The sequence below is a fragment of the Micromonospora coxensis genome (assembly GCF_900090295.1).
Taxonomy (GTDB): domain Bacteria; phylum Actinomycetota; class Actinomycetes; order Mycobacteriales; family Micromonosporaceae; genus Micromonospora; species Micromonospora coxensis.
Genome location: NZ_LT607753.1, coordinates 5,606,642 through 5,629,330 on the forward strand (window position 1 = coordinate 5,606,642; position 22,689 = coordinate 5,629,330).

At 74.3% G+C, this 22,689-nt stretch carries 24 protein-coding genes; 12 read left to right on the forward strand and 12 right to left on the reverse strand.

The window, feature by feature from the left end; genetic code table 11:
• Window positions 1–16 precede the first annotated feature (16 nt).
• From GA0070614_RS25540 to GA0070614_RS25550, 3 genes are all read left to right on the forward strand, one after another.
• A complete protein-coding gene (locus GA0070614_RS25540; protein ID WP_088978336.1) occupies window positions 17–1,540 on the forward strand; it encodes an APC family permease in 1,524 nt (507 codons plus the stop codon).
• Window positions 1,537–2,130, forward strand: coding sequence for a GNAT family N-acetyltransferase (locus GA0070614_RS25545; protein WP_088978337.1), 594 nt, complete (start codon window positions 1,537–1,539; stop codon window positions 2,128–2,130). Before GA0070614_RS25540 ends, GA0070614_RS25545 begins: the two co-directional genes overlap by 4 nt.
• A 119-nt stretch (window positions 2,131–2,249) precedes the next feature.
• Window positions 2,250–2,981: a class I SAM-dependent methyltransferase gene (locus GA0070614_RS25550; protein WP_088978338.1), complete on the forward strand. Its 732-nt coding sequence runs from the start codon at window positions 2,250–2,252 to the stop codon at window positions 2,979–2,981.
• 97 nt (window positions 2,982–3,078) lie between these two features.
• Here GA0070614_RS25550 and GA0070614_RS25555 read toward each other — a convergent pair whose 3' ends face one another.
• The gene (locus GA0070614_RS25555) at window positions 3,079–3,903 is read right to left on the reverse strand and encodes a SigB/SigF/SigG family RNA polymerase sigma factor (RefSeq protein ID WP_088978339.1); all 825 of its coding nucleotides are present in this window, start codon (window positions 3,901–3,903) and stop codon (window positions 3,079–3,081) included.
• A 380-nt stretch (window positions 3,904–4,283) separates the two neighbouring features.
• Here GA0070614_RS25555 and GA0070614_RS25560 point away from each other — a divergent pair, with 380 nt between their 5' ends.
• Window positions 4,284–5,039, forward strand: coding sequence for an acetoacetate decarboxylase family protein (locus tag GA0070614_RS25560; protein WP_088978340.1), 756 nt, complete (start codon window positions 4,284–4,286; stop codon window positions 5,037–5,039).
• On the opposite strand, the gene GA0070614_RS25565 is transcribed toward GA0070614_RS25560, so the two are convergent.
• The gene (locus GA0070614_RS25565; RefSeq protein ID WP_088978341.1) at window positions 4,988–6,577 is read right to left on the reverse strand and encodes a phospholipase D family protein; all 1,590 of its coding nucleotides are present in this window, start codon (window positions 6,575–6,577) and stop codon (window positions 4,988–4,990) included. The two genes, GA0070614_RS25560 and GA0070614_RS25565, sit on opposite strands and share 52 nt — an antisense overlap.
• Window positions 6,578–6,714: 137 nt before the next feature.
• Here GA0070614_RS25565 and GA0070614_RS31475 point away from each other — a divergent pair, with 137 nt between their 5' ends.
• Window positions 6,715–6,843: a hypothetical protein gene (locus GA0070614_RS31475; RefSeq protein ID WP_269459458.1), complete on the forward strand. Its 129-nt coding sequence runs from the start codon at window positions 6,715–6,717 to the stop codon at window positions 6,841–6,843.
• Window positions 6,844–6,909: 66 nt separating this feature from the next.
• Here GA0070614_RS31475 and GA0070614_RS25570 read toward each other — a convergent pair whose 3' ends face one another.
• Window positions 6,910–7,896 carry a pirin family protein gene (locus GA0070614_RS25570; RefSeq protein WP_088978342.1) on the reverse strand — a complete coding sequence of 329 codons (987 nt, stop codon included), beginning with the start codon at window positions 7,894–7,896 and terminating at the stop codon, window positions 6,910–6,912.
• Between the two features lie 10 nt (window positions 7,897–7,906).
• The gene (locus GA0070614_RS25575; protein ID WP_088978343.1) at window positions 7,907–8,386 is read right to left on the reverse strand and encodes a MarR family winged helix-turn-helix transcriptional regulator; all 480 of its coding nucleotides are present in this window, start codon (window positions 8,384–8,386) and stop codon (window positions 7,907–7,909) included.
• 160 nt (window positions 8,387–8,546) lie between these two features.
• On the opposite strand from GA0070614_RS25575, the gene GA0070614_RS25580 reads away from it, so the two are divergent.
• Window positions 8,547–9,080: a GNAT family N-acetyltransferase gene (locus tag GA0070614_RS25580; RefSeq protein WP_088979666.1), complete on the forward strand. Its 534-nt coding sequence runs from the start codon at window positions 8,547–8,549 to the stop codon at window positions 9,078–9,080.
• Window positions 9,081–9,190: 110 nt separating this feature from the next.
• Here GA0070614_RS25580 and GA0070614_RS25585 read toward each other — a convergent pair whose 3' ends face one another.
• Window positions 9,191–9,778: a general stress protein gene (locus tag GA0070614_RS25585; protein ID WP_088978344.1), complete on the reverse strand. Its 588-nt coding sequence runs from the start codon at window positions 9,776–9,778 to the stop codon at window positions 9,191–9,193.
• A 98-nt stretch (window positions 9,779–9,876) separates the two neighbouring features.
• Here GA0070614_RS25585 and GA0070614_RS25590 point away from each other — a divergent pair, with 98 nt between their 5' ends.
• Together GA0070614_RS25590 and GA0070614_RS25595 are read left to right on the forward strand one after the other, a co-directional pair.
• Window positions 9,877–11,724 carry a glycoside hydrolase family 15 protein gene (locus tag GA0070614_RS25590; RefSeq protein ID WP_088978345.1) on the forward strand — a complete coding sequence of 616 codons (1,848 nt, stop codon included), beginning with the start codon at window positions 9,877–9,879 and terminating at the stop codon, window positions 11,722–11,724.
• The gene (locus GA0070614_RS25595) at window positions 11,721–12,500 is read left to right on the forward strand and encodes an SDR family oxidoreductase (RefSeq protein ID WP_088978346.1); all 780 of its coding nucleotides are present in this window, start codon (window positions 11,721–11,723) and stop codon (window positions 12,498–12,500) included. Before GA0070614_RS25590 ends, GA0070614_RS25595 begins: the two co-directional genes overlap by 4 nt.
• Before the next feature lie 87 nt (window positions 12,501–12,587).
• On the opposite strand, the gene GA0070614_RS25600 is transcribed toward GA0070614_RS25595, so the two are convergent.
• Entirely contained in the window at window positions 12,588–13,982 is a 1,395-nt protein-coding gene (locus GA0070614_RS25600) for a glycoside hydrolase family 6 protein (protein WP_088978347.1), read from the reverse strand.
• A gap of 132 nt (window positions 13,983–14,114) precedes the next feature.
• On the opposite strand from GA0070614_RS25600, the gene GA0070614_RS25605 reads away from it, so the two are divergent.
• A complete protein-coding gene (locus GA0070614_RS25605) occupies window positions 14,115–14,621 on the forward strand; it encodes a metallophosphoesterase family protein (protein ID WP_088978348.1) in 507 nt (168 codons plus the stop codon).
• A gap of 9 nt (window positions 14,622–14,630) precedes the next feature.
• Here the strand turns inward: GA0070614_RS25605 and GA0070614_RS25610 are convergent, their stop codons facing one another.
• Entirely contained in the window at window positions 14,631–14,846 is a 216-nt protein-coding gene (locus GA0070614_RS25610; RefSeq protein WP_088979667.1) for a DUF3072 domain-containing protein, read from the reverse strand.
• Between the two features lie 96 nt (window positions 14,847–14,942).
• Here GA0070614_RS25610 and GA0070614_RS25615 point away from each other — a divergent pair, with 96 nt between their 5' ends.
• Entirely contained in the window at window positions 14,943–15,884 is a 942-nt protein-coding gene (locus tag GA0070614_RS25615; RefSeq protein ID WP_172892629.1) for an NAD(P)/FAD-dependent oxidoreductase, read from the forward strand.
• Window positions 15,885–15,963: 79 nt separating this feature from the next.
• On the opposite strand, the gene GA0070614_RS25620 is transcribed toward GA0070614_RS25615, so the two are convergent.
• The 3 genes from GA0070614_RS25620 to GA0070614_RS25630 form a co-directional block, all read right to left on the reverse strand.
• A complete protein-coding gene (locus GA0070614_RS25620; protein ID WP_088978350.1) occupies window positions 15,964–17,250 on the reverse strand; it encodes a cation:proton antiporter in 1,287 nt (428 codons plus the stop codon).
• A 70-nt stretch (window positions 17,251–17,320) separates the two neighbouring features.
• Window positions 17,321–18,034 carry an HAD family hydrolase gene (locus GA0070614_RS25625; RefSeq protein WP_088978351.1) on the reverse strand — a complete coding sequence of 238 codons (714 nt, stop codon included), beginning with the start codon at window positions 18,032–18,034 and terminating at the stop codon, window positions 17,321–17,323.
• Window positions 18,035–18,077: 43 nt separating this feature from the next.
• Window positions 18,078–20,204, reverse strand: coding sequence for a SpoIIE family protein phosphatase (locus GA0070614_RS25630; RefSeq protein WP_088978352.1), 2,127 nt, complete (start codon window positions 20,202–20,204; stop codon window positions 18,078–18,080).
• Between the two features lie 201 nt (window positions 20,205–20,405).
• On the opposite strand from GA0070614_RS25630, the gene GA0070614_RS25635 reads away from it, so the two are divergent.
• Window positions 20,406–21,272 (forward strand): mechanosensitive ion channel family protein, encoded by an 867-nt coding sequence (locus GA0070614_RS25635; RefSeq protein WP_088978353.1) that lies wholly within the window; start codon window positions 20,406–20,408, stop codon window positions 21,270–21,272.
• Window positions 21,273–21,336: 64 nt separating this feature from the next.
• On the opposite strand, the gene GA0070614_RS25640 is transcribed toward GA0070614_RS25635, so the two are convergent.
• Entirely contained in the window at window positions 21,337–21,705 is a 369-nt protein-coding gene (locus GA0070614_RS25640) for a DUF6401 family natural product biosynthesis protein (RefSeq protein ID WP_088978354.1), read from the reverse strand.
• 165 nt (window positions 21,706–21,870) lie between these two features.
• Here GA0070614_RS25640 and GA0070614_RS25645 point away from each other — a divergent pair, with 165 nt between their 5' ends.
• Window positions 21,871–22,320 carry a hypothetical protein gene (locus GA0070614_RS25645; RefSeq protein WP_088978355.1) on the forward strand — a complete coding sequence of 150 codons (450 nt, stop codon included), beginning with the start codon at window positions 21,871–21,873 and terminating at the stop codon, window positions 22,318–22,320.
• A 15-nt stretch (window positions 22,321–22,335) separates the two neighbouring features.
• On the opposite strand, the gene GA0070614_RS25650 is transcribed toward GA0070614_RS25645, so the two are convergent.
• Window positions 22,336–22,545, reverse strand: a complete 210-nt coding sequence (locus tag GA0070614_RS25650) for a hypothetical protein (protein ID WP_088978356.1) — start codon at window positions 22,543–22,545, stop codon at window positions 22,336–22,338.
• Window positions 22,546–22,689 lie beyond the last annotated feature (144 nt).

The window sequence follows — 22,689 nt, forward strand, 5'->3', positions numbered from 1 at the left end:
AACCGGAGCAGCCCCCATGCCCCCGACAAGTGGACCGGCCCGACCCAGCAACGTCTCCGACGCCCTGGCCAGCGGCCGGCTCGGCGTCCCCTCGGTCATCTTCTTCGTCCTCTCCGCCGCCGCGCCGCTGACCGTGGTCGCCGGCGTGGTCACCACCGGGTACGCCGTCACCGGCGTCACCGGGATGCCACTGGCCTTCCTGGCGGTGGCCGCCGTCCTGGCGCTCTTCTCCGTCGGCTACGTCGCGATGGCCCGGCGGGTCGAGAACGCCGGCGCCTTCTACGCCTACGTCTCCCGAGGACTCGGCCGACCGGCCGGAGTCGGCGCGGCCTGGGTCGCCCTGATCGCCTACAACGCCCTCCAGGTGGGCCTGTACGGCGCGATCGGCGCGGCGGCGGCCCCGGTCTTCGGCACGCTGTTCGGCGTCGAGCCGCACTGGGCCCTGGTCGCCCTGGTGGCCTGGGCGCTGGTCGGCCTGCTCGGCCTGCTCCGGGTCGACGTCAACGGCCTGGTGCTGGCGGTGCTGCTGATCGCCGAGATCGTGGTGATCGTCGTGTTCGACCTGGGCCAGCTCACCCACCCGGCCGGCGGCTCGGTCAGCCTCGACGCGCTGTCGCCGGCCAACCTGGTGGCGCCGGGGGCGGGGGCGCTGCTCGTGCTCGCCATGACCGGCTTCGTCGGCTTCGAGTCCGCGGTCGTCTTCAGCGAGGAGAGCAAGGACCCGAAGCGGACCGTGCCGATGGCGACGTACCTCTCCGTCGTGATCATCGCGGGCCTCTACGCGCTGTCGTCCTGGACGATGACCGTCGCCACCGGCCCGGAGAACGTGTCGCAGCAGGCCGGCGAGCAGAGCGTCGCGCTCATCTTCAACCTGGCCGCCGCGCACTTCGGCGACACCGTCGTCACCATCGGCCAGGCGCTCTTCATGACCTCGGTGCTGGCCGCGATGATCTCGTTCCACAACACCACGGCCCGGTACGCGTTCGCCCTCGGCCGGGAGCGGGTGCTGCCGGCCGCGTTCGGGCAGACCTCGCCGCGCACCGGCTCGCCCCGGGTCGCGTCGCTGGCGCAGAGCGCGCTCGGGCTGCTGGTGATCGTGCTCTACGCGGTGAACGGCTGGGACCCGGTGCTCCAGCTCTTCTACTGGGCGGGCGCGGGTGGCGGCTTCGGGGTGTTGCTGCTGATCGCCACCACCAGCGTCGCCGTGATCGCCTTCTTCGCCCGTACCGCCGCGCCGGAGAACCTGTGGCGGCGCGCGGTCGCGCCCGGCCTGGCGTCCGTCGCGCTGGTCGCGGTCATCGTGGTGGCGGTGGCCAACTTCGCCACCCTGCTCGGGGTCGCGCCGGACTCCCCGCTGCGCTGGGCCGTGCCGGCGGTCTACCCGGTCGCCGCGCTGCTCGGCGTGCTGTGGGGCGTCGTGCTGCGCAGCAGCCGACCCGAGGTGTACGCCCGCATCGGCCTCGGCGCGGAGAGCGCGGCGGCGGCCGTGCTGCCGGCCCCCGGTCAGCCGGCCCCGGTCCGGGCGGGGGTGGGCCGGTGAGCGCCCCGGCCGTCGAGCGGCTCGGCGCGGCGCAGACCCGGGCGGTCGCCGAGCGGATCGCCAACTCGTTCCTGGTGCTGGCGGCGACCCGGTGGCTGGTGCCGGACGCCGAGCGGCGCGAGGCGGTGCTCGCCGACCACTTCGAGATCATGGTGGACCACGCGATGCGCCACGGCCTGGTCTACGGCACCACGGACCGCTCCGGGGTGGCCGTCTGGCTGCCGCAGGTGGGTGAGCCGGGTCCCGAACCGGCCGACTACGACGCGCGGCTGGCCGGGGCCTGCGGCGAGTGGACCGACCGGTTCCGCCACCTCGACGACCTCTTCGCGGCCAGCCACCCGCACGACGACCACCACCACCTGGCGTTCCTCGCGGTGGCGCCGCAGCGGCAGGGGCAGGGGATCGGCACGGCGCTGCTGCGGCACCACCACGCGGTGCTCGACGCCGAGGGCGTGCCGGCGTACCTGGAGGCGAGCAGCGAGAGCAGCCGCGACCTGTACGCCCGGCACGGCTACCGGGGCGGTGAGCCGTTCCGGCTGCCGGACGGCACCCCGTTCTATCCGATGTGGCGGGAGCCGGCCGGGCACTGACCGGGCGGTGACGGCCCCGGACGACGCGTCCGGGGCCGTCACGCTGCGCGAACCGGCGGTCACCTGTCTGTCGGTGGGATCACATTGACGCTGGTCGGCCGATCGCGTGGGGTGTACCCATGGCGCGCATCGCGTACGACGAGCGGGCGGCGGCGGCCTTCGCCGCGACCCGGCACCTGGACGAGGGCGACATCGCGCGGTGGCGGGCGGCGGTCGGCCGGCACCTGCGACCCCGCCCCGACCTGCGGCTGCTCGACCTCGGCGCCGGCACCGGCACCTGGTCGGTCGCCTTCGGCGACTGGTACGGCGCGCAGGTGGTGGCCGTCGAGCCGTCGGCGGCCATGCGGGCGCGGGCGGTGTGTCCGGGGGTGGTGGCCGGTCGGGCCGAGGCCCTGCCGTTCGCGCCGGGCAGCCTGGACGGGGCGTGGCTCTCCACGGTGATCCACCACCTGCCGGACCTGCCCGCGGTGGCCGAGGGGCTGCGCCGGGTGCTGCGTCCCGGCGCGCCGGTGCTCATCCGTTCGGTCTTCGCCGGGCGCGGCGACGGGATCAGCCTGTTCCGGTGGTTCCCCGAGGCGGCCCGGGTGCTGGACAGCTACCCGTCGGTGACCCAGGTCCGCGCGGCGTTCGCGGCGGCCGGCTTCCCGACGGCGAGCCTGGAGCGGGTGTCGCAGGTGAGCGCGGCCCGCCTGGCCGAGGCTGCGGCCGGGCTGCGCCGGGAGGCGCACACCCCGCTGCTGCTGCTCGACGACGACGCCTTCGCGCGCGGGCTGGAGCGGTTGCGGCGGGCGGCGGCGCGTACCCCGGACGCCCCGGTGGTGGACCGGATGGACCTGCTGGTGCTGCGCTGACCCGGGAACGGCGGCGGCCCGGCCGGCGAACCGCCGACCGGGCCTGCGAGGACGTGACGGCGACCGGGCCCGCCGACCCGGCCGCCCTCTGCGTCCTCTAGTACGTGCCGTCGAGCTGACCCCGCAGCTTGGTCAACGCCCGGGCCAGCAGCCGCGAGACGTGCATCTGCGAGACGCCGATCTGCTCGGCGATCTGCGACTGGGTCAGGTTGCCGTAGAAGCGCAGGGTGAGGATCTTCTGCTCGCGCTCGTCGAGGGTGGCGAGCGCCGGGCCGAGGGCGACCCGCAGCTCGGCCAGCTCGAACTCGTTGTCCTCGCCGCCGAGCATGTCGCCCAGCTCGGTCGCCCGGTCGCCGTCGCCGGTCGGGGTGGACAGCGAGACCGCGTTGTACGCGCGGGCGCCTTCCAGGCCCTCCAGGACCTCTTCCTCGGTGAGCTTGAGGTGGGCGGCGATGTCCGCGACCGTCGGCGAGCGGCCGAGGGTCTGCAACAGCGAGCTGTTGGCGTCCGAGATGGCCAGCCGCAGCTCCTGGAGCCGGCGGGGGACCCGGATGTCCCAGGTGCGGTCCCGGAAGTGCCGCTTCAGCTCGCCGATGATGGTCGGGATGGCGTAGCCGGCGAAGTCGACGCCGCGGGACGGGTCGAACTTGTCGATCGCCTTGATGAGGCCGACGGCGGCGGTCTGGGCCAGGTCGTCGGTGGGCTCGCCCCGCCCGCTGTAGCGGTGGGCGAGGTGGTTGGCCAGGGGCAGCCAGGCCTCGATCGCCCGGTCCCGCATGGCGGCGCGGGACGGGTGGTTGGCCGGCAGCGCGGCCATGGCGTTGAGCAGGTCCGCGGCGCTGTCGGTGAGCGCCCGCGGGTCCAGCTTCTCGGTGGTGGTCGGCGTTGTCGCCGTCTGTTCGGTGGTCGCTGGCGCGGTCATGGGTGGTCCTCCCTGCACCTCGTCCGCGGAAATAAAGACGTGACGCTTCGGTTTAGCTTCAGATGGTCCGTTCGGGACTCACCTTAGCCCGATGGTCCCGATCAAATCTAGCCGAAAGTACGATGTACTTAAGGGATTCGCGGTCCTTAAACATCATGGAACGGACAAAAGGCCGACCCTTAGTGATCACCCTTACCGGGTCCCGGGTCCGGCTGTTGTCCGAACAGCCACCCCGCCCGCCCCTCCGGACAGCCGTGCGGGCTGACCGACCGGTCAATCGGCCATGCGACATACGGCGCGGACTGTCGGCTTTCCGTCGTTGTCCCGCCGACGGGACTGGCCGTAGCGTCGCGGTGTAATCCCCCAGGTACGGAGGCACCGTGCTCGATCCCGCCGATCCGCAGCTCGTGGTCGACAGCCGTACGCTGCACTTCAGCTGGCTGCCGGCGGACCCGGACGGCGTCGCCGCGCTCGTGCCCCCGGGCCTGCGCCCCCGGGCGGACCGGCAGGTCTTCATGAACCAGTACGTGGTCGACGACGCCGCGCAGACCTCCGGCTTCGGCGCCTACTCCCTGACCTACCTCGGCGTGTCCCTGGTCGGCACGGACGCCCCCGACGGCGTGACCCCGGGCGGCTGGTGGACCCACTACATCGCCTCCAGCCCCCGGGTGCGCGGGTACGCCGCGGCCCGGGGCGCCCCCGCCGTGCTCGGCCGCACCAGGATCGACGTGCAGGGCGACGTGCTCGTCGCCGAGACGGTGGCCGACGGGGTGCCGGTGATCCGCGCCCGGGCCCGGGTCGGGGCCACCGGCCACGAGGTGCGCCGGGGACACCACCGCTACCTGACGATGCGCGACGGCGAACTGATCAGCGGGGTCTACCCGTTCATCTCCGAGCCGGTCTCCCCGTTCGAGGTCGAATCGGTGGAGTTCCTCGCCCCCGACCACCCGACCTACGTGCTGCGCCCGGAGAACCCGCTGCTGATCCCCTGGGGTTTCTACGCCCCCCGCACCTCGTTCGCCTACCCCGGCGGCCTGACCCGGTACCCGGTCGAGACGCCGGCGCACGCCGACGCCGCGCCGGGTCACCAGGTGCCGGCGCGCCGGTCCCGCAGTGGCCTGCCGTCCGGGTCGTAGACCAGCCGGTACGCCGGCAGGGCCCAGAGCCGGGTCAGCCACGGCAGCCGCTCCGGGCGGTGCGGACGCAGCCGGCCCGGGGGCCGGGGGCCCCGGCAGCCCGAGTCGTACCAGCGCTGGAGGGCGTCCGCCGACGCCGTGATCGCCCGCACCGCCGAGGCCGGGTCGAGCAGGTCGTCGTCCTGCGTGCCGTCCGGGTCGCGGTCCAGGTGTTCGCGCCACAGCCGCAGCCGCAGCTCCCGGGCGAAGACCCGTGCCCCGTCACCCCGGCCGGCCGGGTCGGTGGGCGGGCGCGGATCGCGGGTGTCGTCCAGCACCGCGCAGGACAGCTCGCTGTCGTGCGTCCAGGAGCGCCGGTTGAAGTTGTCGCTGCCCACGCTCGCCCAGACGTCGTCGACCACGCAGACCTTCGCGTGCACGTAGACCGGCTGGCCCTGCGGGTTCTCCACGTCGAAGACGTGCACCCGGTCCGGGGCGGCCCGCCCGCACAGCGACAGCGCCTGTTCCCGGCCCACCGTGTTCGGCGGCAGCGCCAGCCGGCCGTCCACGTCCGGGTACCGGGGGACCACCGCCACCAGGTGCAGGTCCGGGTTGTCGCCCAGCGCCCCGGCGAACAGCTCGGCCACCTCGGTCGACCAGAGGTACTGGTCCTCCAGGTAGATCAGCCGGCGGGCCCGGCGTACCGCCTTGGTGTAGCCCCGGGCCACCGTGCGCTCGCCGTCCGGGGCGAAGGAGTAGCGGGGGCGTACGGCGGGGTAGGTGCGCAGCACCTGGATCTGGTGCGGCCCGCAGGGCGGCGGGTCCGGTGGCTGCGCCGGCAGCGGGTCGGGGCTGAGGTCGGAGCCGCGCAACCGGTCGCGCAGGTACGCCATCGGGTTCTCCGAGTCCAGCGGCATCGGGTCCGTCCAGCGCTCCCGGAACGTGGTGTCCAGCGCGCCGACCGCCGGCCCGCGCACCGCGAGCTGCACGTCGTGCCAGGGCGGGTGGGGGCCGTACTTCGGCGACATCTGCACGGCCTGCGGGTCGCCACCGTGGTCGGCGTCGTCGCGCCGGCTGTGGCACAGGTCGATCCCGCCGGCGAAGGCGACGTCCCGCTCCGGCGCGTCCGGATGCCGCAGCACCACCAGCTTCTGGTGGTGCGAGCCGCCCCGGCGGACCCGCTGGTCGAGCAGGACCTCGCCGCCGGCCGCGCAGATCGCCTCGCTGAGGCTGCGGTTCTCCTCCTCGCTGTAGGCGAGGGCGTCGAGGTGGGAGCGCCAGAGCAGGCCCTTGACCACCACCCCGCGCTGGGCGGCCCGGGCGAAGAGCTGCACCACCGTCGGGCCGTCCGGGCGCATCCGCTCGTCCGGGTCGCCCCGCCAGTCGGTGAAGAACAGATGGTCACCCGGGCCCAGCGCCTCCACCTCGGTGACCAGCCGGTCGAAGTACGCCGCTCCGTGAATCAACGGCTCGGCGAGGTTTCCCGTCGTCCAGACGGGTAATTCCGAGACCGGGTTGGCGCGTTCGGCAGCGGTCAGGAACCAGTCCTCGATCGCCATGCTCCAGCCCCCCGAGGTCGACAACGTCCTCACCGTAGGTCCCCCGCCGGGGACCCGCACGCCGGACGACCCGGTCGTGCCCCCCGGTGGTGACCTGCCACACCCCTGACGACGACGAACACCGAGGAGGCCGCAGCATGCCCGCCGAGACCACGAACTCCGTGACCGAGTACTCGCCGCAGGCGGTGGAGAGTGAACGGGGCGCGATCCTGGCGGTGTTGCTGATGGTGATCCTCGGGGTCGCCGGGATCTTCGCCGTCTCCTGAGGCGCGGCCCGCGCCCGGGCCCGGGCACCCCGGCGGACCGGGGTGCCCGGGGCGCCCGTCATCGGGTCAGGGCCGCTCGCCCTGGCCGCCGGTGTGCGGCAGCCGCTCGGCGGGGACCACCCCGAGCTTGCCGGCCTGGAAGTCCTCGAAGGCCTGGATCAGCTCGGCCCGGGTGTTCATCACGAACGGCCCGTAGTGCGCCACCGGCTCCCGGATGGGCCGGCCGCCCATGATGTAGAGGTCCAGCGCCGGGGTGCGCGACTCCTGCCGCTCGTCGGCGGTGACCCGCAGCGCGTCGCCCGGGCCGTGCACCGCCAGCTGGCCGGTGTGCACCGGCCGCCGATCGGTGCCGACCGTGCCCCGGCCGCCCAGCACGTAGACCAGCGCGTTGAAGTCCGACCGCCAGGGCAGGCTCAGCTCGGCGCCGGGCTGCACCGTCAGGTGCGCGATGGTGATCGGGGTGTGGGTCGAGCCCGGCCCCTGGTGCCCGGCGACCTCACCGGCGATCACCCGGATCAGCGCCCCGCCGTCCGGCGTGGTGAGCAGCGCCGCCTCCCGGCCCCGGATGTCCTGGTAGCGCGGGGGCTTCATCTTCGCCACCCGGGGCAGGTTGACCCAGAGCTGGAGGCCGTGGAAGAGGCCGCCGCTCATCACCAGGTGCTCCGGCGGCGCCTCGATGTGCAGCAGGCCGCTGCCGGCCGTCATCCACTGGGTGTCGCCGTTGGTGATGGTGCCGCCACCGCCCTGCGAGTCCTGGTGGTCCATGATCCCGTCGATCATGTAGGTGACCGTCTCGAAGCCGCGGTGCGGGTGCCAGGAGGTGCCCTTCGGCTCGCCCGGGGCGTAGTCCACCTCGCCCATCTGGTCCAGGTGGATGAACGGGTCCAGCTCGGTCGTCGGCACCCCGGCGAAGGCGCGGCGGACCGGGAAGCCCTCGCCCTCGTACCCGCTGGGGGCGGTGACCAGGCGGCGCACCGGGCGGTAGGCGGTGGTCTCGTCGAGCCGGGGCAGGCGCGGCAGGACGAGGACGTCGTCGACGGTGATGGCGGGCATCGCGAACTCCTTAGTCGCTGTGGGTGGACGACGCGTCGCGGTCGGCGCGCAGGCGCCGGCCGAGCCGTGCGAAGACCCGGGTCAGGGTGGCCACCTCGACGTCGTCGAGGTCGTCCATCAGGTGCCGGCGCACCGAGGCGAGGTGCCCCGGCGCGGCCTCACGCAGGGCGAGCAGCCCGGCGGCGGTGAGCACCGCCTCGCTGCCGCGGCGGTCGGCCGGGCAGGACTCCCGGGCCACCAGGCCGCGCCGCTGCATGGAGGAGACCTGGTACGTCAGCCGGCTGGGCGAGAAGACCAGCCGGTCGGCCAGCTCGCCCATCCGCAGCCGTTGCCCCGGCGCCTCGGAGAGCAGGACCAGCACGTGGTAGTCGGCGAAGCTCAGCCCGCTGTCGGCGCGCAGGTCGTCCTCCAGCTGGGTGAACAGCCGCTGGCTGGCCTCGATGTACGCGCGCCAGCCGGCCATCCGCGCGCTGTCCAGACTCTCGGTCACGTCCCCGAGAGTAGCACTACTTAAAATTTCAACAACCATCGTCGCCGCTCGGTGACCGAGGCCACGTGGTGTCATGGTGGCTCGATGGTTGGACTTTGAAGCACCTCTCGCCGGAAATCCGGTGGGCGTCGCCGGGCCGGTGCTGGCACACTGCCGCGTCGTGGAACATGCCGAGATCACCGCCCCTGGCCTGCTGCTGCGTCCCTGGCGGGTCGAGGACGCGCCGGCCGTCCTCGACGCCCTGCGGGAGCCCGCCATCGCCCGATGGAATCCCCGCCGCCGGGTCACCGACGACCTGGCCGGCGCCCGGGACTGGATCCGGTACCGGGCGGACTGGTCCGGCGGCGACCACGTCAGTCTGGCGGTGACCTCGGCGGCCGACGGCGTCCTGCTCGGCTCGGTCTCGCTGCACCAGATCCACGGCGAGGACGCCTCGATCGGCTACTGGACGGTTCCCGCCGCCCGTGGCGCGGGAGTCGCCTCCCGGGCCGTCGTCGCGCTCACCACCTGGGCCTTCGCCGAGCTGCGGCTGCACCGCGTCGAGCTCTGCCACGCCGTGGACAACCCCGCCTCCTGCCGGGTCGCCGAACGCGCCGGCTACCGGGCCGAGGGCACCCTGCGCGAGGCGTTCCGGTACGGCGACGGCCTGCGCCACGACGAGCACCTGCACGCCCGGCTGGCCACCGACGCCTGAGCCCGCCGAGCGGGCCGGGGCGACGACCGGATCCGCGACACCCCGGCGGGGCGGACGACCGGACGCGCGACACCCCGGCGCACGGGGCGCCGGGGTGTCGTCGGGACCGCTCAGCGGGCGGTCGCGCCGGTCGGTGTCAGGTGCATCCGGCCCAGCAGCTGCCGGGCCTGGTCGGCCAGGTTGGCGTCCACGGTCACCGCGTACTGGCCGGCCCGCAGCGAGCTGGCCGAGGTGAAGTCGCGCTGGCCGCCGGACATTGCGTGCGCCACCGCGCCGAAGACGGCGCCCCAGATCGCGCCGATGACCAGCCCGACCAGGATCACCGCCAGCCAGTTGCCGACGGTGAAGATGCCGAACAGCAGGCCGATGAAGAGTCCGAACCAGGCTCCGGTGCCCGCGCCGAGCAACGCGGCGCGTCCGGTGGTGAGCCGGCCGAGCACCGTCTCCACAAGCGTCAGGTTGGTGCCCACGATCGCGGTGTGTTCCACCGGGAACCGGTTGTCCGCCAGATAGTCCACCACCCGCTGGGCGGACGGATAGTCCGGGTACGACCCGATCGTGACGGTGGGCGCCCCCGCCTGCGGTCCGTGTCCGTCCCCGCTCGGCGTGGTCGGCCGCCCGGCCGGACCGGACGGGAGGTTGTCGCCGCCCGGCATCCCGGGACGCCAGGTGGCGCTCGGGGTCGAGGGTCTGGTCATAGCATCCTCCTTCGTCAACGTCGCGGGTTCCCGGCGAGGCGGTGCGCTAACGCCCGCCGGTCAGGATTGGCGCCGCACCGCCCCGGGTAGACCCCGCCGTGCGCAGCGGACGGATCAGCGACCACGGTTTCCTCGCCGACGGCCGGAGCGCCGCCCTGGTGGACCGGGCCGGCTCGGTCAACTGGTGGTGCCCGTCCCGGTTCGACGGGCCGGCGGTCTTCGGGCGGCTGCTCGACGACGGGGCGGGTCACTGGTCGATCGCCCCGGAGGGCGGGCACACCGTCGAGCGGTCCTACCTGGAGGACACCCTCGTGCTGCGGACCGTCTTCACCACGCCCGACGGGGCGGTGGCGCTCACCGACGCCCTGGCCCTGGAGCCGGGGGCGCGGGGGCACGACATCGGCCTGCGCTCGCCGCGCGCGCTGGGCCGGGTGGTCGAGGGCCTGCACGGGCAGGTGCCGGTCCGCGTCCACTACCGGCCCCGCTTCGAGTACGGGCAGGTGAGCCCGTACCTGATGGACTCCGGCGGGGTCGTCGACGCCCGGGCCGGCGGCTGCCGGCTGAGCCTGCGCACCGACGTGCCGATGGCGTGCGGGCGCGGCGACGCCACCGCCCGGATCACCGTCCGGGCCGGGGAGACCTACCGCTTCACCCTCGGGTACGCCCCGATCTACGACGGCGGCGAGCCGGCGCTGCCCGACGCCGACCGGGTGGTGGCCGACGCGGTCGCCGGCTGGCGGTCCTGGGCCGGACTGCACGAGTACCGGGGCCTGCACCCCGAGGCGGTACGGCGCAGCGCGATGGTGGTGCAGGGCATGACGTACCAGCCCAGCGGCGCGATCGTGGCGGCGGCGACCACCTCGTTGCCGGAGCGCCTCGGCGGCGACCGCAACTACGACTACCGCTTCGTCTGGCTGCGCGACTTCAGCCTCACCCTCCAGGCGCTCTGGCTGGCCGCCTGCCCGGACGAGGCGGACCGGCAGTTCTCCTGGGTGGCCCGGGCGATGGGGCGCATCGACGACGACCGGGTGCCGATCATGTACGGCGTGGAGGGCGAGCGGGACCTCACCGAGCACACCCTCGACCACCTCGCCGGGTACGCCGGCAGTCGCCCCGTCTACGTCGGCAACGACGCCTGGAGGCAGCGGCAGACCGACGTGCTCGGGGAGATCCTCGACGCCGCCTGGCTGATGCGCCACTACCTCGACCCGATGTCGCCGGACGTCCGGCACCTGCTGCACGGCCTGGCCGACCAGGCGGTGCGGGACTGGCGCCGCCCGGACTCCGGCATGTGGGAGGCCCGCGACGCCGAGCGCCACTACGTCTCGTCCAAGGTGCAGTGCTGGACGGCGCTGGACCGGGCGGTGCGCTTCGGCGACCGGATCGGCGACCCGGCCGACGTGGCCCGCTGGGCGGCGGCCCGGGACGCCGTCCGCGCGGCGGTGCTCACCCGGGGCTGGAACGACCGGCTCGGCGCGTACACCGGGGCGTTCGACTCCGACGAGCTGGACGCCTCGGTGCTGATCATGCCGCTGGTCGGCTTCCTGCCCGCCGACGACCCGCGGATGCGCTCCACGATGGACGTGGTGGAGCGCGGGCTGTCCCGCGACGGCCTGCTGCGCCGCTGGGGCGACGACCCGGCCGGCTTCGTCATCTGCTCGTTCTGGCTGGTCGGCTGCCTCGCCCAGGCCGGCGAGCTGGACCGGGCGAACCGGCTGTTCGGTCAGCTCGCCGCCCGGGTCAACGACCTCGGCCTGTACGCCGAGCAGATCGACGAGGCCACCGGCGAGCAGCTGGGCAACTTCCCGCAGGCCTTCTCGCACATCGGCCTGATCAACGCCGCCGGCTGCCTGACCGAGGCCGCCGAGCGGGCCCGCGACACCGCCGACCGCCAGCGACAGCCTGTGCCGACCGGTGCGGGACGCACGGAGGGAGCACGCGCATGACCGGACGACTCACCGGCCGCAAGACCATGATCACCGGCTCGGACTCGGGCATCGGCCAGGCCACCGCGATCGAGTTCGCCCGGGAGGGCGCGGACGTGGTGGTGCACTACCTGCACGACCACGCCGGGGCGAACCACACCAAGGCCGAGGTCGAGAAGGCCGGCCGGCGGGCCGTGGTGGTGCAGGGCGACATCAGCGTCGAACACCAGGTCGAGGCGATGTTCGACGAGGCCCTCGCGGAGTTCGGCACCCTCGACGTGCTGATGAACGACGCCGGCGTGGACGCCTCCGGCATCCCGGTCGCGGACCTGGACACCGAGACCTGGGACCGGGCCATCCGCACCAACCTCTACGGGATGTTCTTCTGCGCCCGGCGGTTCATCCGGCACCGCCGGGAGCAGGGCGGGCACGGCAAGATGATCAACGTCACCTCGATCCACCAGGAGGTGGCCCGGGCCGGCGGGGCGGACTACGACGCCAGCAAGGGCGGCATGCTGGAGCTGGCCAAGAGCATCGCGCTGGAGGTCGCCCCGATGCACATGAACGTCAACAACATCGGGCCCGGGATGGTGCTCACCCCGTTCAACCAGCGGGCCATCGACGACCCGGCGTACCTGGAGGAGCAGGTGCAGTCGATCCCGTGGAAGCGGGCCGCCGAGCCGCAGGAGATCGCCAGGCTCGCCGTCTTCCTGGCCAGCGACGACGCCGACTACGTGACCGGGTCGACGTACTTCATGGACGGCGGGCTGATGCAGAACCAGGGTCAGGGCGCCTGACGGCGCGTCGCCCGGCCACCGCAACGGCCGGCCGGCAGTGGACCGGACCCGGTGCGGGCCCGGTCCACCGCCGGCCGGTGACGCCGGTCAGGAGCAGGTGGCGCCGTTGAGCTGGAAGCCACCGGGGGTGGGCAGCGACGAGCCGCTGAAGGTGCCCTGCCAGCCGATGCTCACCGTGCCGCCGGTGGGCAGGCTGCCGTTCCAGGCCGCGTTGCGGACGGTGACCACCTCGCCGCTCTGGCTCCACTCACCGTTCCAGCCGTTGGTCAGCCGGACGCCCGTCCCGGGCCGGAAGGTCAGCGTCCAGCCGTTGACCGCGGCGCCGGAGTTGGTGATCCGCACCTCGGCGGTGAAGCCGCCGGACCAGGAGTTCGGGGTGTAGGTGACCGCGCAGCCGCCGGCCGGCGGGGTGGTGGGCGGCGTGGTCGTCGGCGGAGTGGTGGTCGGCGGCGCGGTGGTGGGGGGCGCGGTGGTGGGCGGCGCGGTGGTCGGGGGAGCGGTGGTCGGCAGCGGGCCGGCGGCGACGGCGAGGTCGTACGCGCGCTGCGGGACGAACTGTCCGGCCGCGGCGATGCACCCGTCGGCCTCACCGGGCAGCTTCACCCAGAGCAGCGCGTCGATCATCGAGTCCCCGGTGTTGGTGGTGCTCGGCGTCCCGATCGCCCGGCCGGCCGGGTCGCACCACTCCGAGCCGGCCGGCCCGTTGCCGTTGCGGCTGGTGTCGACGACCGCCCGCAGCCGGGACACCCCGGTGGCGGCGATGACCTGCTTGGCGTACGGGACGGCCTCGGCGGTGCTGCGGTAGTTCGACACGTTGACCGAGATGCCGTCGGCGCTGTTGGCGATGTCCGCGCCGACCAGCCGGGAGGCGATCTCGGCGGGGGAGAGCCAGGCCGAGTGGCCGGCGTCGAAGTAGACCTTCGCCGCGGCCGAGCCCGCCTTGAGCTTCTTGCCGGCGTACGCCATGGAAGCCTTCGTCTCGGCCTGCTGGCCGGCGTTCTGGCAACTGGTCATCAGGGGCAGCACGTCGGGTTCGAGCACGATGGTGGCCGGTCGGCCGTTCAGCCCGGCGGCGACCTGGTCGACCCAGGCCCGGTAGCTGGCGTGGTCCGGGGCGCCGCCGCTGCTGGCGCCGGCGCAGTCGCGGTTGGGGATGTTGTAGACCACCAGGATCGGCGTCTTGCCGGCCGCCGCGGCGGCGCCCACCAGGGCGTCCACCTCGGCGCGTACGGTCGAGGTGTTGGTCCGGGTGAACCAACGGGCCTGCGGCACGGCGGCGATCCGGTCGCGGATGACCGCGGCGCGCGGGTCCTGCGGGTTCGCCGCGACCCAGGCCGCCGCCGCGGTCTGCGGGTCGACGTAGAAGGTGGAGTCGGCCGCCGCGGCCGGTGCCGGCCGGAGCGCCCCCACGCCCACCGTGGCGGCGACGGCGAACGCGGTGGCCGCCGCGCCGACCGCGGCGATGGTCCTGCTGTCTCTCATGACCAGCCCCTCACAAAGTATCGACAAAGGTGCGTGGAAGCGCTCCCATATGCAGCACAAAATACGGCCATGTTGCCGGGATGTGAAGACCTCGAAAGTTACGGAGCCGGCGGAGCGGAGAAGAATGGGACCATGCGCCTGGTGATCCTCGCCGACACCCACGTGCCGAAACGCGCCCGGGACCTGCCCGCGTCCCTGTGGTCGGCGGTCGAGTCCGCCGACGTGGTGCTGCACGCCGGCGACTGGGTCGACGTGGCACTGCTCGACGCGCTCGAGGCCCGCTCCCGTCGGCTCGTCGGGGTGTACGGCAACAACGACGGCCCCGAGCTGCGGGCCCGGCTGCCCGAGGTGGCCCGGGTGGAACTCGGCGGGCTCCGGGTGGCCGTCGTGCACGAGACCGGGCCGAAGGACCGGCGGGAGGAACGCTGCGCCGCCCGCTTCCCCGACTGCGACCTGCTGGTCTTCGGCCACTCGCACATCCCGTGGGACAGCGTGGCCCCCGGCGGGCTGCGGCTGCTCAACCCCGGCTCGCCGACCGACCGGCGGTCGCAGCCGTACGCGACCTACCTGACCGCGCGAGTGGCGGCGGGGCGACTCGACGCCGTCGAGCTGCACCGCCTGCCCCCGCGTCGGGGCTGACCGCCCCGGTCACCGGCCCCGGCCGGTCTCCTCCTGCAACTCGTCGATCCGGCGGGACGCCTCGGCCTTGGTCAGGTCGTCCGGCACCTCCTCGCCGGCCTCCCGGGCCAGCGTGTGCAGGTACGACTCCTGGGCGGCGGTCGGCGGCTCGTCGCCGGTGACCCACTCCTGCGGGTCCTTGATCGCGCCCTGCGGGTCCGGCGTGCGCCGATTGCGGTCGGTCATGGTGTCCACCTCTCTTCGAACAGGTGTACCCCTACCCCGGTCGTCGGCCGTTCATGCCGGCGCCGCGCCACCTACGATCATCGGATGGAGTCGGACGTGATCGTGGTGGGAGCCGGCATCGCCGGGGTGGCCTGCGCCACCGAGCTGGTCCGGGCGGGTGTCCCGGTACGCATCCGCGAGCGCGGGCGGGTGCCCGGCGGCCGGATGGCCAGCCGACGCTTCGACGGCCGGCCCGCCGACACCGGCGCGGCGTACCTCACCGTCGACGACCCGGACTTCGCCGCCGTGGTCGACCGGTGGCGGGCCGCCGGCCTGGTCCGCGAGTGGACCGACACCTTCGTCGCGTACGACCGGACGGGCCGGCGGGAGGTCACCGGGCCGCTGCGCTGGGCCGCCCCGCACGGGCTGCGCTCGCTGGTCGAGGAGCTGGCCCGGGATCTGCCGGTGACCGTCGACCGGCTGGTGATGGCGGTCGAGCCCGGCCCGGCGGTGGACGGCACCCGGTGCGCCGCGGTGGCGCTGTGCATGCCCGGGCCGCAGGCGGCCCTGCTGCTCGACCCGGCGCTGGCCGCGGCGACCCGCGCCGCCCAGGAGCAGCGTTGGGCGCCGACCCTCACCGCCGTGCTGCGGTTCCCGGCCCGCCGCTGGCCGGACTTCCACGGCGCGTTCGTCAACGACGACCCGTTGCTCGCGCTGGTCTGCGACGACGGCGACCGGCGCGGCGACGGCGCCCCGGTGCTCGTCGCGCACACCACCGCCGAGTTCGCCGCCGGGCACCTGGCCCAGCCCACCGCCGCCGGCCCGGCGATCGAGCAGGCGGTCCGCGACCTGTTCGGGCTGCCGGAGCCGGCCGAGCTGGTGCACGTGCACCGGTGGACCTACGCCAAGCCGCGCACCGCCACGGAGAGCGCGTACCACCTCGACGACGACGGGATCGGGCTGGCCGGCGACGCCTTCGGCCGGCCCCGGGTGCAGAGCGCCTGGCGCTCCGGGCGGGACCTGGGCCGCGCCCTGGCCGCGCGGCTGTCCGGGTCCTGAGCGGCTGCCGGTCGGCCGGGCCGGCTGCCCGTCGAGCGGCGCGGCCGGACGGGTCGGCGGTGACCGGCGCCGGCCCGGGTCAGCCCCGGGCGCCGTCCAGCGCCGGCTCGCCCCGCTCGGACGCCTCCCGGGTCCGCTGGCCCTCGCGGTCCAGCAACTGCATGACCGGGGTCGCGGCGATGCCGTGCACCACCACCGAGACGATCACCACCAGGCCGACCGTGGCCCAGATCAGGTCCGCCTGCGGGAAGTCGGCCTTGGTGGTGGCGTACGCCAGGTAGTAGAACGAGCCGACGCCCCGGATGCCGAACATCGCGATCACCCAGTGCTCGGCCGGGCGCCCCGGCGCCCCGCGCAGCGACAGCCAGCCGACCAGTGGACGGACCACGAAGACCAGGGCCAGGCCGACCACCGCCGCCTGCCAGGTCAGCGGGGCGAGCAGACCGCCGATCACCGCGCCGCCGAAGAGCAGCAGCAGCAGCACGGTGAGCAGCCGCTCGACCTGCTCGGCGAAGTCGTGCAGCACCGAGTGGAACTCGTGGGTCCGCTCGGCGGCCCGGATCGCCCGGGCGGCCACGAACACCGCCAGGAAGCCGTAGCCGCCCACCACCTCCACCAGCCCGTACGCGAGGAAGGTGGCGGCGATCGCGAGGAAGCCCTCGGCGTGCCGGGCCAGCCGCAGCTCGCTCGGGGCCCGGAAGAACAGCTTGCCGAGCAGCCAGCCGATCAGCAGCCCGCCGCCGACGCCCACGGCCAGCTTGTAGAGCACGTCGACGGTGAACCAGTCGGCGAACCACGACGACGGGGCGAGGCCGGTGGTGGCGATGGCGATGGCGGCGTACACGAAGGGGAAGGCCAGCCCGTCGTTGAGGCCGGCCTCCGAGGTGAGCGCGAAGCGCACCTCGTCCTCCGAGTCCTCCACGTCGGTCGGCTCGCCCACCTGCACGTCGGCGGCGAGCACCGGGTCGGTCGGGGCCAGGGCCGCGCCGAGCAGCAGCGCCGCGGCCGGCACCAGACCGGCCCACCACCAACCCAGCAGCGCCACCGCCGCGATGCAGAGCGGCATGGCGATCGCCAGCAGACGCCAGGTCGACGACCAGCTCTTCCAGCTCAACGGCCGATCGATCTTGAGCCCGGCGCCCATCAGGGCGACGATCACCCCGACCTCGGTCAGGTGGGTGGTGATGTCCGGCCAGCGCAGCGGATCCGGTGAGGGCAGGCCGGTGGGCAGCAGGAAGACCAGCATGCCCAGGCCGAGGAACGCGATCGGCATGGACAGCGGGCGGCGTTCGAGCACCCGGGGGAGGATCCCGGCCAGCAGGGCTCCGACACCCACCAGCGCGAACGCGACATCGACCGGCTCCACGGCACCACCTCTCGCCCACCCGCCCCCACGGCGGGTCGGCGGGTGGGACTGTGCCCCACCACCCCGGGGGCTAAGCGTGGGTGTCCGTCTTGTCTCTCGGTGACTTTCGCCCGCGCTGCACGAGCGGGGAGTCGGCGAGACCGCCGAGCAGCGCCGCAGGGTCGTCGTAGACCGCTACCGCCCCGGCCCCGGCCAGCTCGCCCCGGCCGGTGCCGCCGCAGGTCAGCCCGACGCAGGGGATGTCCAACTCGGCCGCCGCCGCGACGTCCCACACCGAGTCGCCGACGAAGACGACCCGCCCGGCCTCCAGGCCGGACTGCTCCAGGGCGGCGACCAGGATGTCCGGGGCCGGCTTGCTCTCCTCGGCGTCGGCGGAGCAGGTCACCGTGTGCACCACGTCGTCGGCGTCCAGCGCGGCGCGCAGCGCGGCGACCTCGTGCGCCGCGGCGGAGGTGGCCAGCACCACCCGCAGGCCCCGGGCGGCGCAGGCCCGCAGCAACTCGGCGGCGCCCGGGAGCGGGACGAGCCGCTCCCAGTACTCGCCGAAGAACCCGTCGTGGGCGGCGCGCAGCTTGCCGTCCTCGGCGCGGTCGCGCTCCGGGCCGAGCAGGTGGTCCAGCAGCTTGTCCGCGCCCATCCCGATGGACCGGTGGATGGCCGCCATCGGCACCCGGTGCTCCGCCTGCCGCAGCGCCTCCCACCAGCTCACCGTGTGGAGGTAGGTGGTGTCGACCAGGGTGCCGTCGACGTCGAAGAGGACCCCGTCGGGCCGGTCCGTGCTCATGCGAGTCCTCCTACCCCGGCCGGGTCGCGCCGACGCGCCCGGATCACTGCGACGGGACGAGGATCTCGAACCAGACCGTCGACCCACGTACCGTCGGGTCGGTCCCCCAGGCGTCGCTGAGCTGCTCGATCAGCCCGAGCCCCCGGCCCCGACTGCTCAACGTGTCGGTCTGCGTACGGGTCACCGCCCCCCGGGTGCCGGAATCGGCCACCGACACCAGCAGCCGTTCGGCGCTGAGGTCGATCACCACCCGGGCGGCCGTGCCGGCGTGCAGCAGGGCGTTGGTGGTCAGTTCACTGGTGCACAGCACCGCCGCCCCGATCACCGCCTCCGGCACCTGCCAGTCGGTCAGCTGCGCGGTCATCCAGTGCCGCACCCGGCTCGGCGCGGTCGGCTCCGCCGGCATCTCCATGCTCGCCGAGCGGCTCGGCTTCAGCGCGTGCTCCACCGCCAGCACCGCCACGTCGTCCTCGGTCGCGCCGGCGACCGCCCCGGTGGCGACCGCGCAGAGCGCCCGGGGGTCACCGCTGGCCGCCCCGGCCACCGCCACCGCCAGCCCGTCCAGCCCCGCGGTCAGGCTCTGCCGCCGCCGCTCCACCACCCCGTCGCTGTAGAGCAGCAGGGTGTCACCGGGCGGGAACGCCACCGTGGCGGTACGCGGCCGACAGCCCAGCCCCAGTGGGGCGCCGGCCGGCAGCTCCACGTACTCGGCGGTGGCCGAGCCGTCGGGGGCGCAGTGGCGGATCAGCGGCGGCGGGTGCCCCGCGCTGGCCAGGGTGATCTGCCCGCGCGTGGCGTCCACCACGCCGAAGGCCACGGTGACGAAGAGCTCCTGGGTGCCGGTCTCGGTGCCGAGGCTGGCGACCAGCCGGTCCAGCCCGGTGAGGACGGCGTCCGGGCGCGGGTCGGCCAGCGCCAGGGCGCGCAGCGCCGCGCGGACCTGCCCCATCCGGGCGGCCGCCTGCACGTCGTGGCCGGCGACGTCGCCGAGCACCACGCCCAGCTCGCCGGTGGGCAGCAGGAACGCGTCGTAGAAGTCCCCACCGGCGGCGTTGCCGTCGACGCCGGGGTCGTAGCGGGCGGCGATGCGCAGCCGGGGCAGCGTCGGCAGCTGCTCCGGCAGCATGCTGCGCTGCAACAGCTGGGCGGTGCCGTGCTGGGTCTCGAACCGGCGGGCCCGCTCGGCCGCCTGCCCGACCAGCTCGGCCGAGGCGGCGAGCAGTGCCCGTTCCGCCGCCGACCAGCCGTGCGGGGCCTGGTAGGCGACGCTGAGGCCGCCCCGGATCACCGAGGAGCGCAGCGGCAGCGCGGCGAGCGAACGGATCTTCTGGTCGTGCCGGTCCACCGCGTGGTCGCGCAGCGGCTGCCCGTCGCCGACGAAGTACGGCACTCCGCTGCGGGCGGCCGTCACCACCGGGGCGGGGGAGTCCGCGCCGGTGGGCCGCCACAGCGGCGGCAGTCGCTCGTCGGCCTCGTCGAGCAGTTCACCGCGCAGCCGGCGGACCGTCCGCCAGGCCGGCCCGTCGTCGACCGCGAGGACCACCCGGTCGGCGTCGAACGAGTGCAGCATGTACCGCAGGGTGACCCGGGCCACGTCGTCCAGGGTGAGGGTGCCGGAGAGCGCGGCGGCGAAGTCGCTGAGGCTCTGCAACTGCTGGGTGAACTGGGTGGTCTGCGCGGCGACGGTGAGCACCCCGACGATCCGCCCGGCGCTGTCGCGGGCCGGGGAGTGCCCCCGGGTGAAGACGGCCTGGTCGCCGGTGGCGGCCAGGTGCCGGTCGACCGGCAGCACCGACTCCCGCTGGAGGAAGGACTCCCCGCGCCGGTAGACCCGCTCGATCACGTCCCCTACGCCGGGGGTGTGCCACAGGTCGGCGAAGACCTCGGGCGCGGGCCGGCCGATCGCGTCCGGGTGCCGGTCGCCGATCAGCTCGGAGTAGCCCTGGTTGTAGAGCATCACGAACCGGTCGCCGTAGTAGAGCGCCATCGGCACCGGGGAGGAGAGCACCACGTCGACCAGCGCGCGCACCGCCGGGTCCCACTGCTGCGGCGGCCCCAGCGCCGTGGCGGCCCACGGGTGGCCGAGCACCGCCGCCGCCACCTGCGAGACCGGGGCCGGTCCGGGGGCGGCGGGGGGTGACGTGGGGACTCGCCCGACCGTGCCTGGCATGTCTCGCAGCCTAACCGGCCGGTGCCGGACGCGTTTCGATCATGTCGCCGGGGTGCCGCGCGACGTCCCGACGGCACCACGTTGATGCAGGTCACGGCCGGTTTCGGAAGACATGTCGGGAAATTGATGCGGGGTTGTTCGGCGTGCTGCCGGAGCGACCGGGTATGCGCCCGGCGCAGTCCATGCGACAGGAGGGACATCATGCCGGAAACCCTCGCGGTCAGGCAGGTCGACATCGGCGACGCCGTGGCCGACATGTGGAGGTCGGTGCTGCTCTTCATCCCGAGGGCGATCGCGTTCATCGCGATCCTCGTGGTGGGCTGGCTCATCGCCCGAGCGGTTCTCAAGATCGTGGACGCGGCACTGGAACGGGTGGGCTTCGACCGGGCGGTCGAACGCGGCGGGATCAGACGCGCGCTCGAACGCACCAAGTACGACGCCAGCGACATCCTGGCGAAGCTCGCGTACTACGCGGTCCTGCTGTTCACCCTGCAGTTCGCCTTCGGAGTGTGGGGGCCCAACGCGATCAGTGACCTGATCCGGGGCGTGGTGGCCTGGCTGCCGCGCGCGTTCGTGGCGATCGTCATCGTGGTCGTGGCCGCCGCCATCGCCAACGCCGTCCGGGACCTGGTCAGTGGGGCGCTGGGCGGTCTCTCGTACGGCAAGATCCTGGCCGATCTGGTCGCGGTCTTCATCCTGGCGCTCGGTGTGATCGCCGCGCTCAACCAGGTGGGCATCGCCACCACGGTCACCACGCCGGTGCTGATCGCGGTCCTGGCCACGGTGGCCGGCATCCTGATCGTCGGTGTCGGTGGTGGTCTGGTGAAGCCGATGCAGAGCCGCTGGGACGGCTGGCTGGACCGGGCGGCCCAGGAGTCGCGCGCCATCCAGGAGAGCCGTCGCGCGCAGGAGGCCGGGCGGGGCGACATGAACCGCCAGATGGCCGACCGGGGCGGCACCCGCACCATGCCGGCCGCGCAGGAGGCGGGGACGATGTCCGGCCGCGGGACGTACCAGTCCGGCGCCATGGGCGACGAGACCCAGCAGTTCCGGCGTCCGGGCGGCTGAGCCGAGCCGGGGACGTACCGGGGGAGGGTGTCCGCGTGTGGCGCGGACGCCCTCCCGCCGTCGCTCAGGCCGGTTCGAGGTGGCGCGGGTCCAGCGTGCGGACGAGCGCGCAGACCGCCAGCAGGCGGGTGAGCAGCCAGCTCGGCGCCGACCAGTCGACCGGCCCGGTGGGCGGGACCAGCCCGTGCTCCAGGGCCGCCGCGCGTACCCCCTCGGCGTAGCCGGCGAGCGCGGCCGGGGTCAGCGGCCGGCGGTCGCCGTCGAGGCTGTCCCGCACCGCTGCGGCGTGCTGGTCGACCATCGCGAGCAGGCCGGGGTCGGCGGCGGCCGCGGCGAGGCCGGTGGCCCCGACGGAGGCGGAGAGCAGGGCGAGGGTGGACCGCGCCGAGCTCACGGCGGTCCGGGTCGCGACCTGGCGGTACGGCACACGCATGGGGACCGAGGTTAACCACCCGGTAACCGGGATGGTCTCGGCCGGTCGGCCGGTCCCGGGTCCCCCTCCGGTCGGCGCGGCTCCCCCGCGGGGATTGAGCCGGCCCAGGCCGGGCAGAGGGAGAACGGCGCGCGATCGGGCGCAGCCGGCACCGTGGAGGGACGGATGGGACAGCACGACGACGGCCCGGACCAGGCGCACCGCCGGCCCGCCGGGATGAGCGACGAGACGGTGGCGGCGCTGGGCAAGCTCAGCGAGGCCCTGGAGACGGTGGAGCGGGCCCGGGGCCGCCTGTACGACCTGCACCAGCTGATCGGTCACGCCGATCTGATGCTGGACGACGCGGTCGCGCAGTTCCGCGCCGCCGGGCACCACGAGATCGCCGACCGCATCGCCACCGACCTGCTCGGCCGCAACGTCATCGCCGGCCGGTGGACGTTCCAGATCGTCGAGGACTTCGACGACGGGTACTACGCGCTCTTCCGCGAGCTGGACCGGCGCGCGCGTGACGACCTGGCCGGCGGGCGACGCCACCTGTACGAGGCGGAGATGAAGGAGCGTCGGCGCAGCCGGGGCCGGCCCGGGCACGAGGCGCGCCCGGGTGGCGACGGCTAGTCGGCCGGGCGGCGGCTACTCGACCGGCGCGTCGGCCGGACGGCGGCGGCTGGCGTCGTCGGCGATGATCACTGTGGCGACCATCAGGGCGACGCAGAGGCTGAACAGCCAGGAGTCGTCGGCGACCAGCTTGGCCGAGACGGGGGCCTGGACAGCGGCGAGCAGGAAGCCGAGCCAGGCCAGACGACGCTGACGTGGGGTGAGGAAGCCGGAGCCCTGTTGCATCCCGAAAGTCTTGCGCGGCGAGCCCCGAATGCCGTCACCCGATCGGCCGATTCTGGACGGGCTGTCCACATTCCTGCCCGTCCGGGCGTTGCATTCTGCCGATTCGGGGGAGGACGACGCCGCCGCCAGGTGTTCCCGTCGGGT

Excerpts from the sequence above, each read along its gene's own strand:
- GA0070614_RS25635 (WP_088978353.1), top strand. The coding sequence starts at position 20,406 with ATGCCGGAAACCCTCGCGGTCAGGCAGGTCGACATCGGCGACGCCGTG.
- GA0070614_RS25625 (WP_088978351.1), bottom strand. The coding sequence starts at position 18,034 with ATGAGCACGGACCGGCCCGACGGGGTCCTCTTCGACGTCGACGGCACC.
- GA0070614_RS25630 (WP_088978352.1), bottom strand. The coding sequence starts at position 20,204 with ATGCCAGGCACGGTCGGGCGAGTCCCCACGTCACCCCCCGCCGCCCCC.
- GA0070614_RS25595 (WP_088978346.1), top strand. The coding sequence starts at position 11,721 with ATGACCGGACGACTCACCGGCCGCAAGACCATGATCACCGGCTCGGAC.
- GA0070614_RS25565 (WP_088978341.1), bottom strand. The coding sequence starts at position 6,577 with ATGGCGATCGAGGACTGGTTCCTGACCGCTGCCGAACGCGCCAACCCG.
- GA0070614_RS25640 (WP_088978354.1), bottom strand. The coding sequence starts at position 21,705 with ATGCGTGTGCCGTACCGCCAGGTCGCGACCCGGACCGCCGTGAGCTCG.
- GA0070614_RS25540 (WP_088978336.1), top strand. The coding sequence starts at position 17 with ATGCCCCCGACAAGTGGACCGGCCCGACCCAGCAACGTCTCCGACGCC.
- GA0070614_RS25645 (WP_088978355.1), top strand. The coding sequence starts at position 21,871 with ATGGGACAGCACGACGACGGCCCGGACCAGGCGCACCGCCGGCCCGCC.
- GA0070614_RS25570 (WP_088978342.1), bottom strand. The coding sequence starts at position 7,896 with ATGCCCGCCATCACCGTCGACGACGTCCTCGTCCTGCCGCGCCTGCCC.
- GA0070614_RS25600 (WP_088978347.1), bottom strand. The coding sequence starts at position 13,982 with ATGAGAGACAGCAGGACCATCGCCGCGGTCGGCGCGGCGGCCACCGCG.
- GA0070614_RS25555 (WP_088978339.1), bottom strand. The coding sequence starts at position 3,903 with ATGACCGCGCCAGCGACCACCGAACAGACGGCGACAACGCCGACCACC.
- GA0070614_RS25610 (WP_088979667.1), bottom strand. The coding sequence starts at position 14,846 with ATGACCGACCGCAATCGGCGCACGCCGGACCCGCAGGGCGCGATCAAG.
- GA0070614_RS25550 (WP_088978338.1), top strand. The coding sequence starts at position 2,250 with ATGGCGCGCATCGCGTACGACGAGCGGGCGGCGGCGGCCTTCGCCGCG.
- GA0070614_RS25605 (WP_088978348.1), top strand. The coding sequence starts at position 14,115 with ATGCGCCTGGTGATCCTCGCCGACACCCACGTGCCGAAACGCGCCCGG.
- GA0070614_RS25585 (WP_088978344.1), bottom strand. The coding sequence starts at position 9,778 with ATGACCAGACCCTCGACCCCGAGCGCCACCTGGCGTCCCGGGATGCCG.
- GA0070614_RS25650 (WP_088978356.1), bottom strand. The coding sequence starts at position 22,545 with ATGCAACAGGGCTCCGGCTTCCTCACCCCACGTCAGCGTCGTCTGGCC.
- GA0070614_RS31475 (WP_269459458.1), top strand. The coding sequence starts at position 6,715 with ATGCCCGCCGAGACCACGAACTCCGTGACCGAGTACTCGCCGCAGGCG.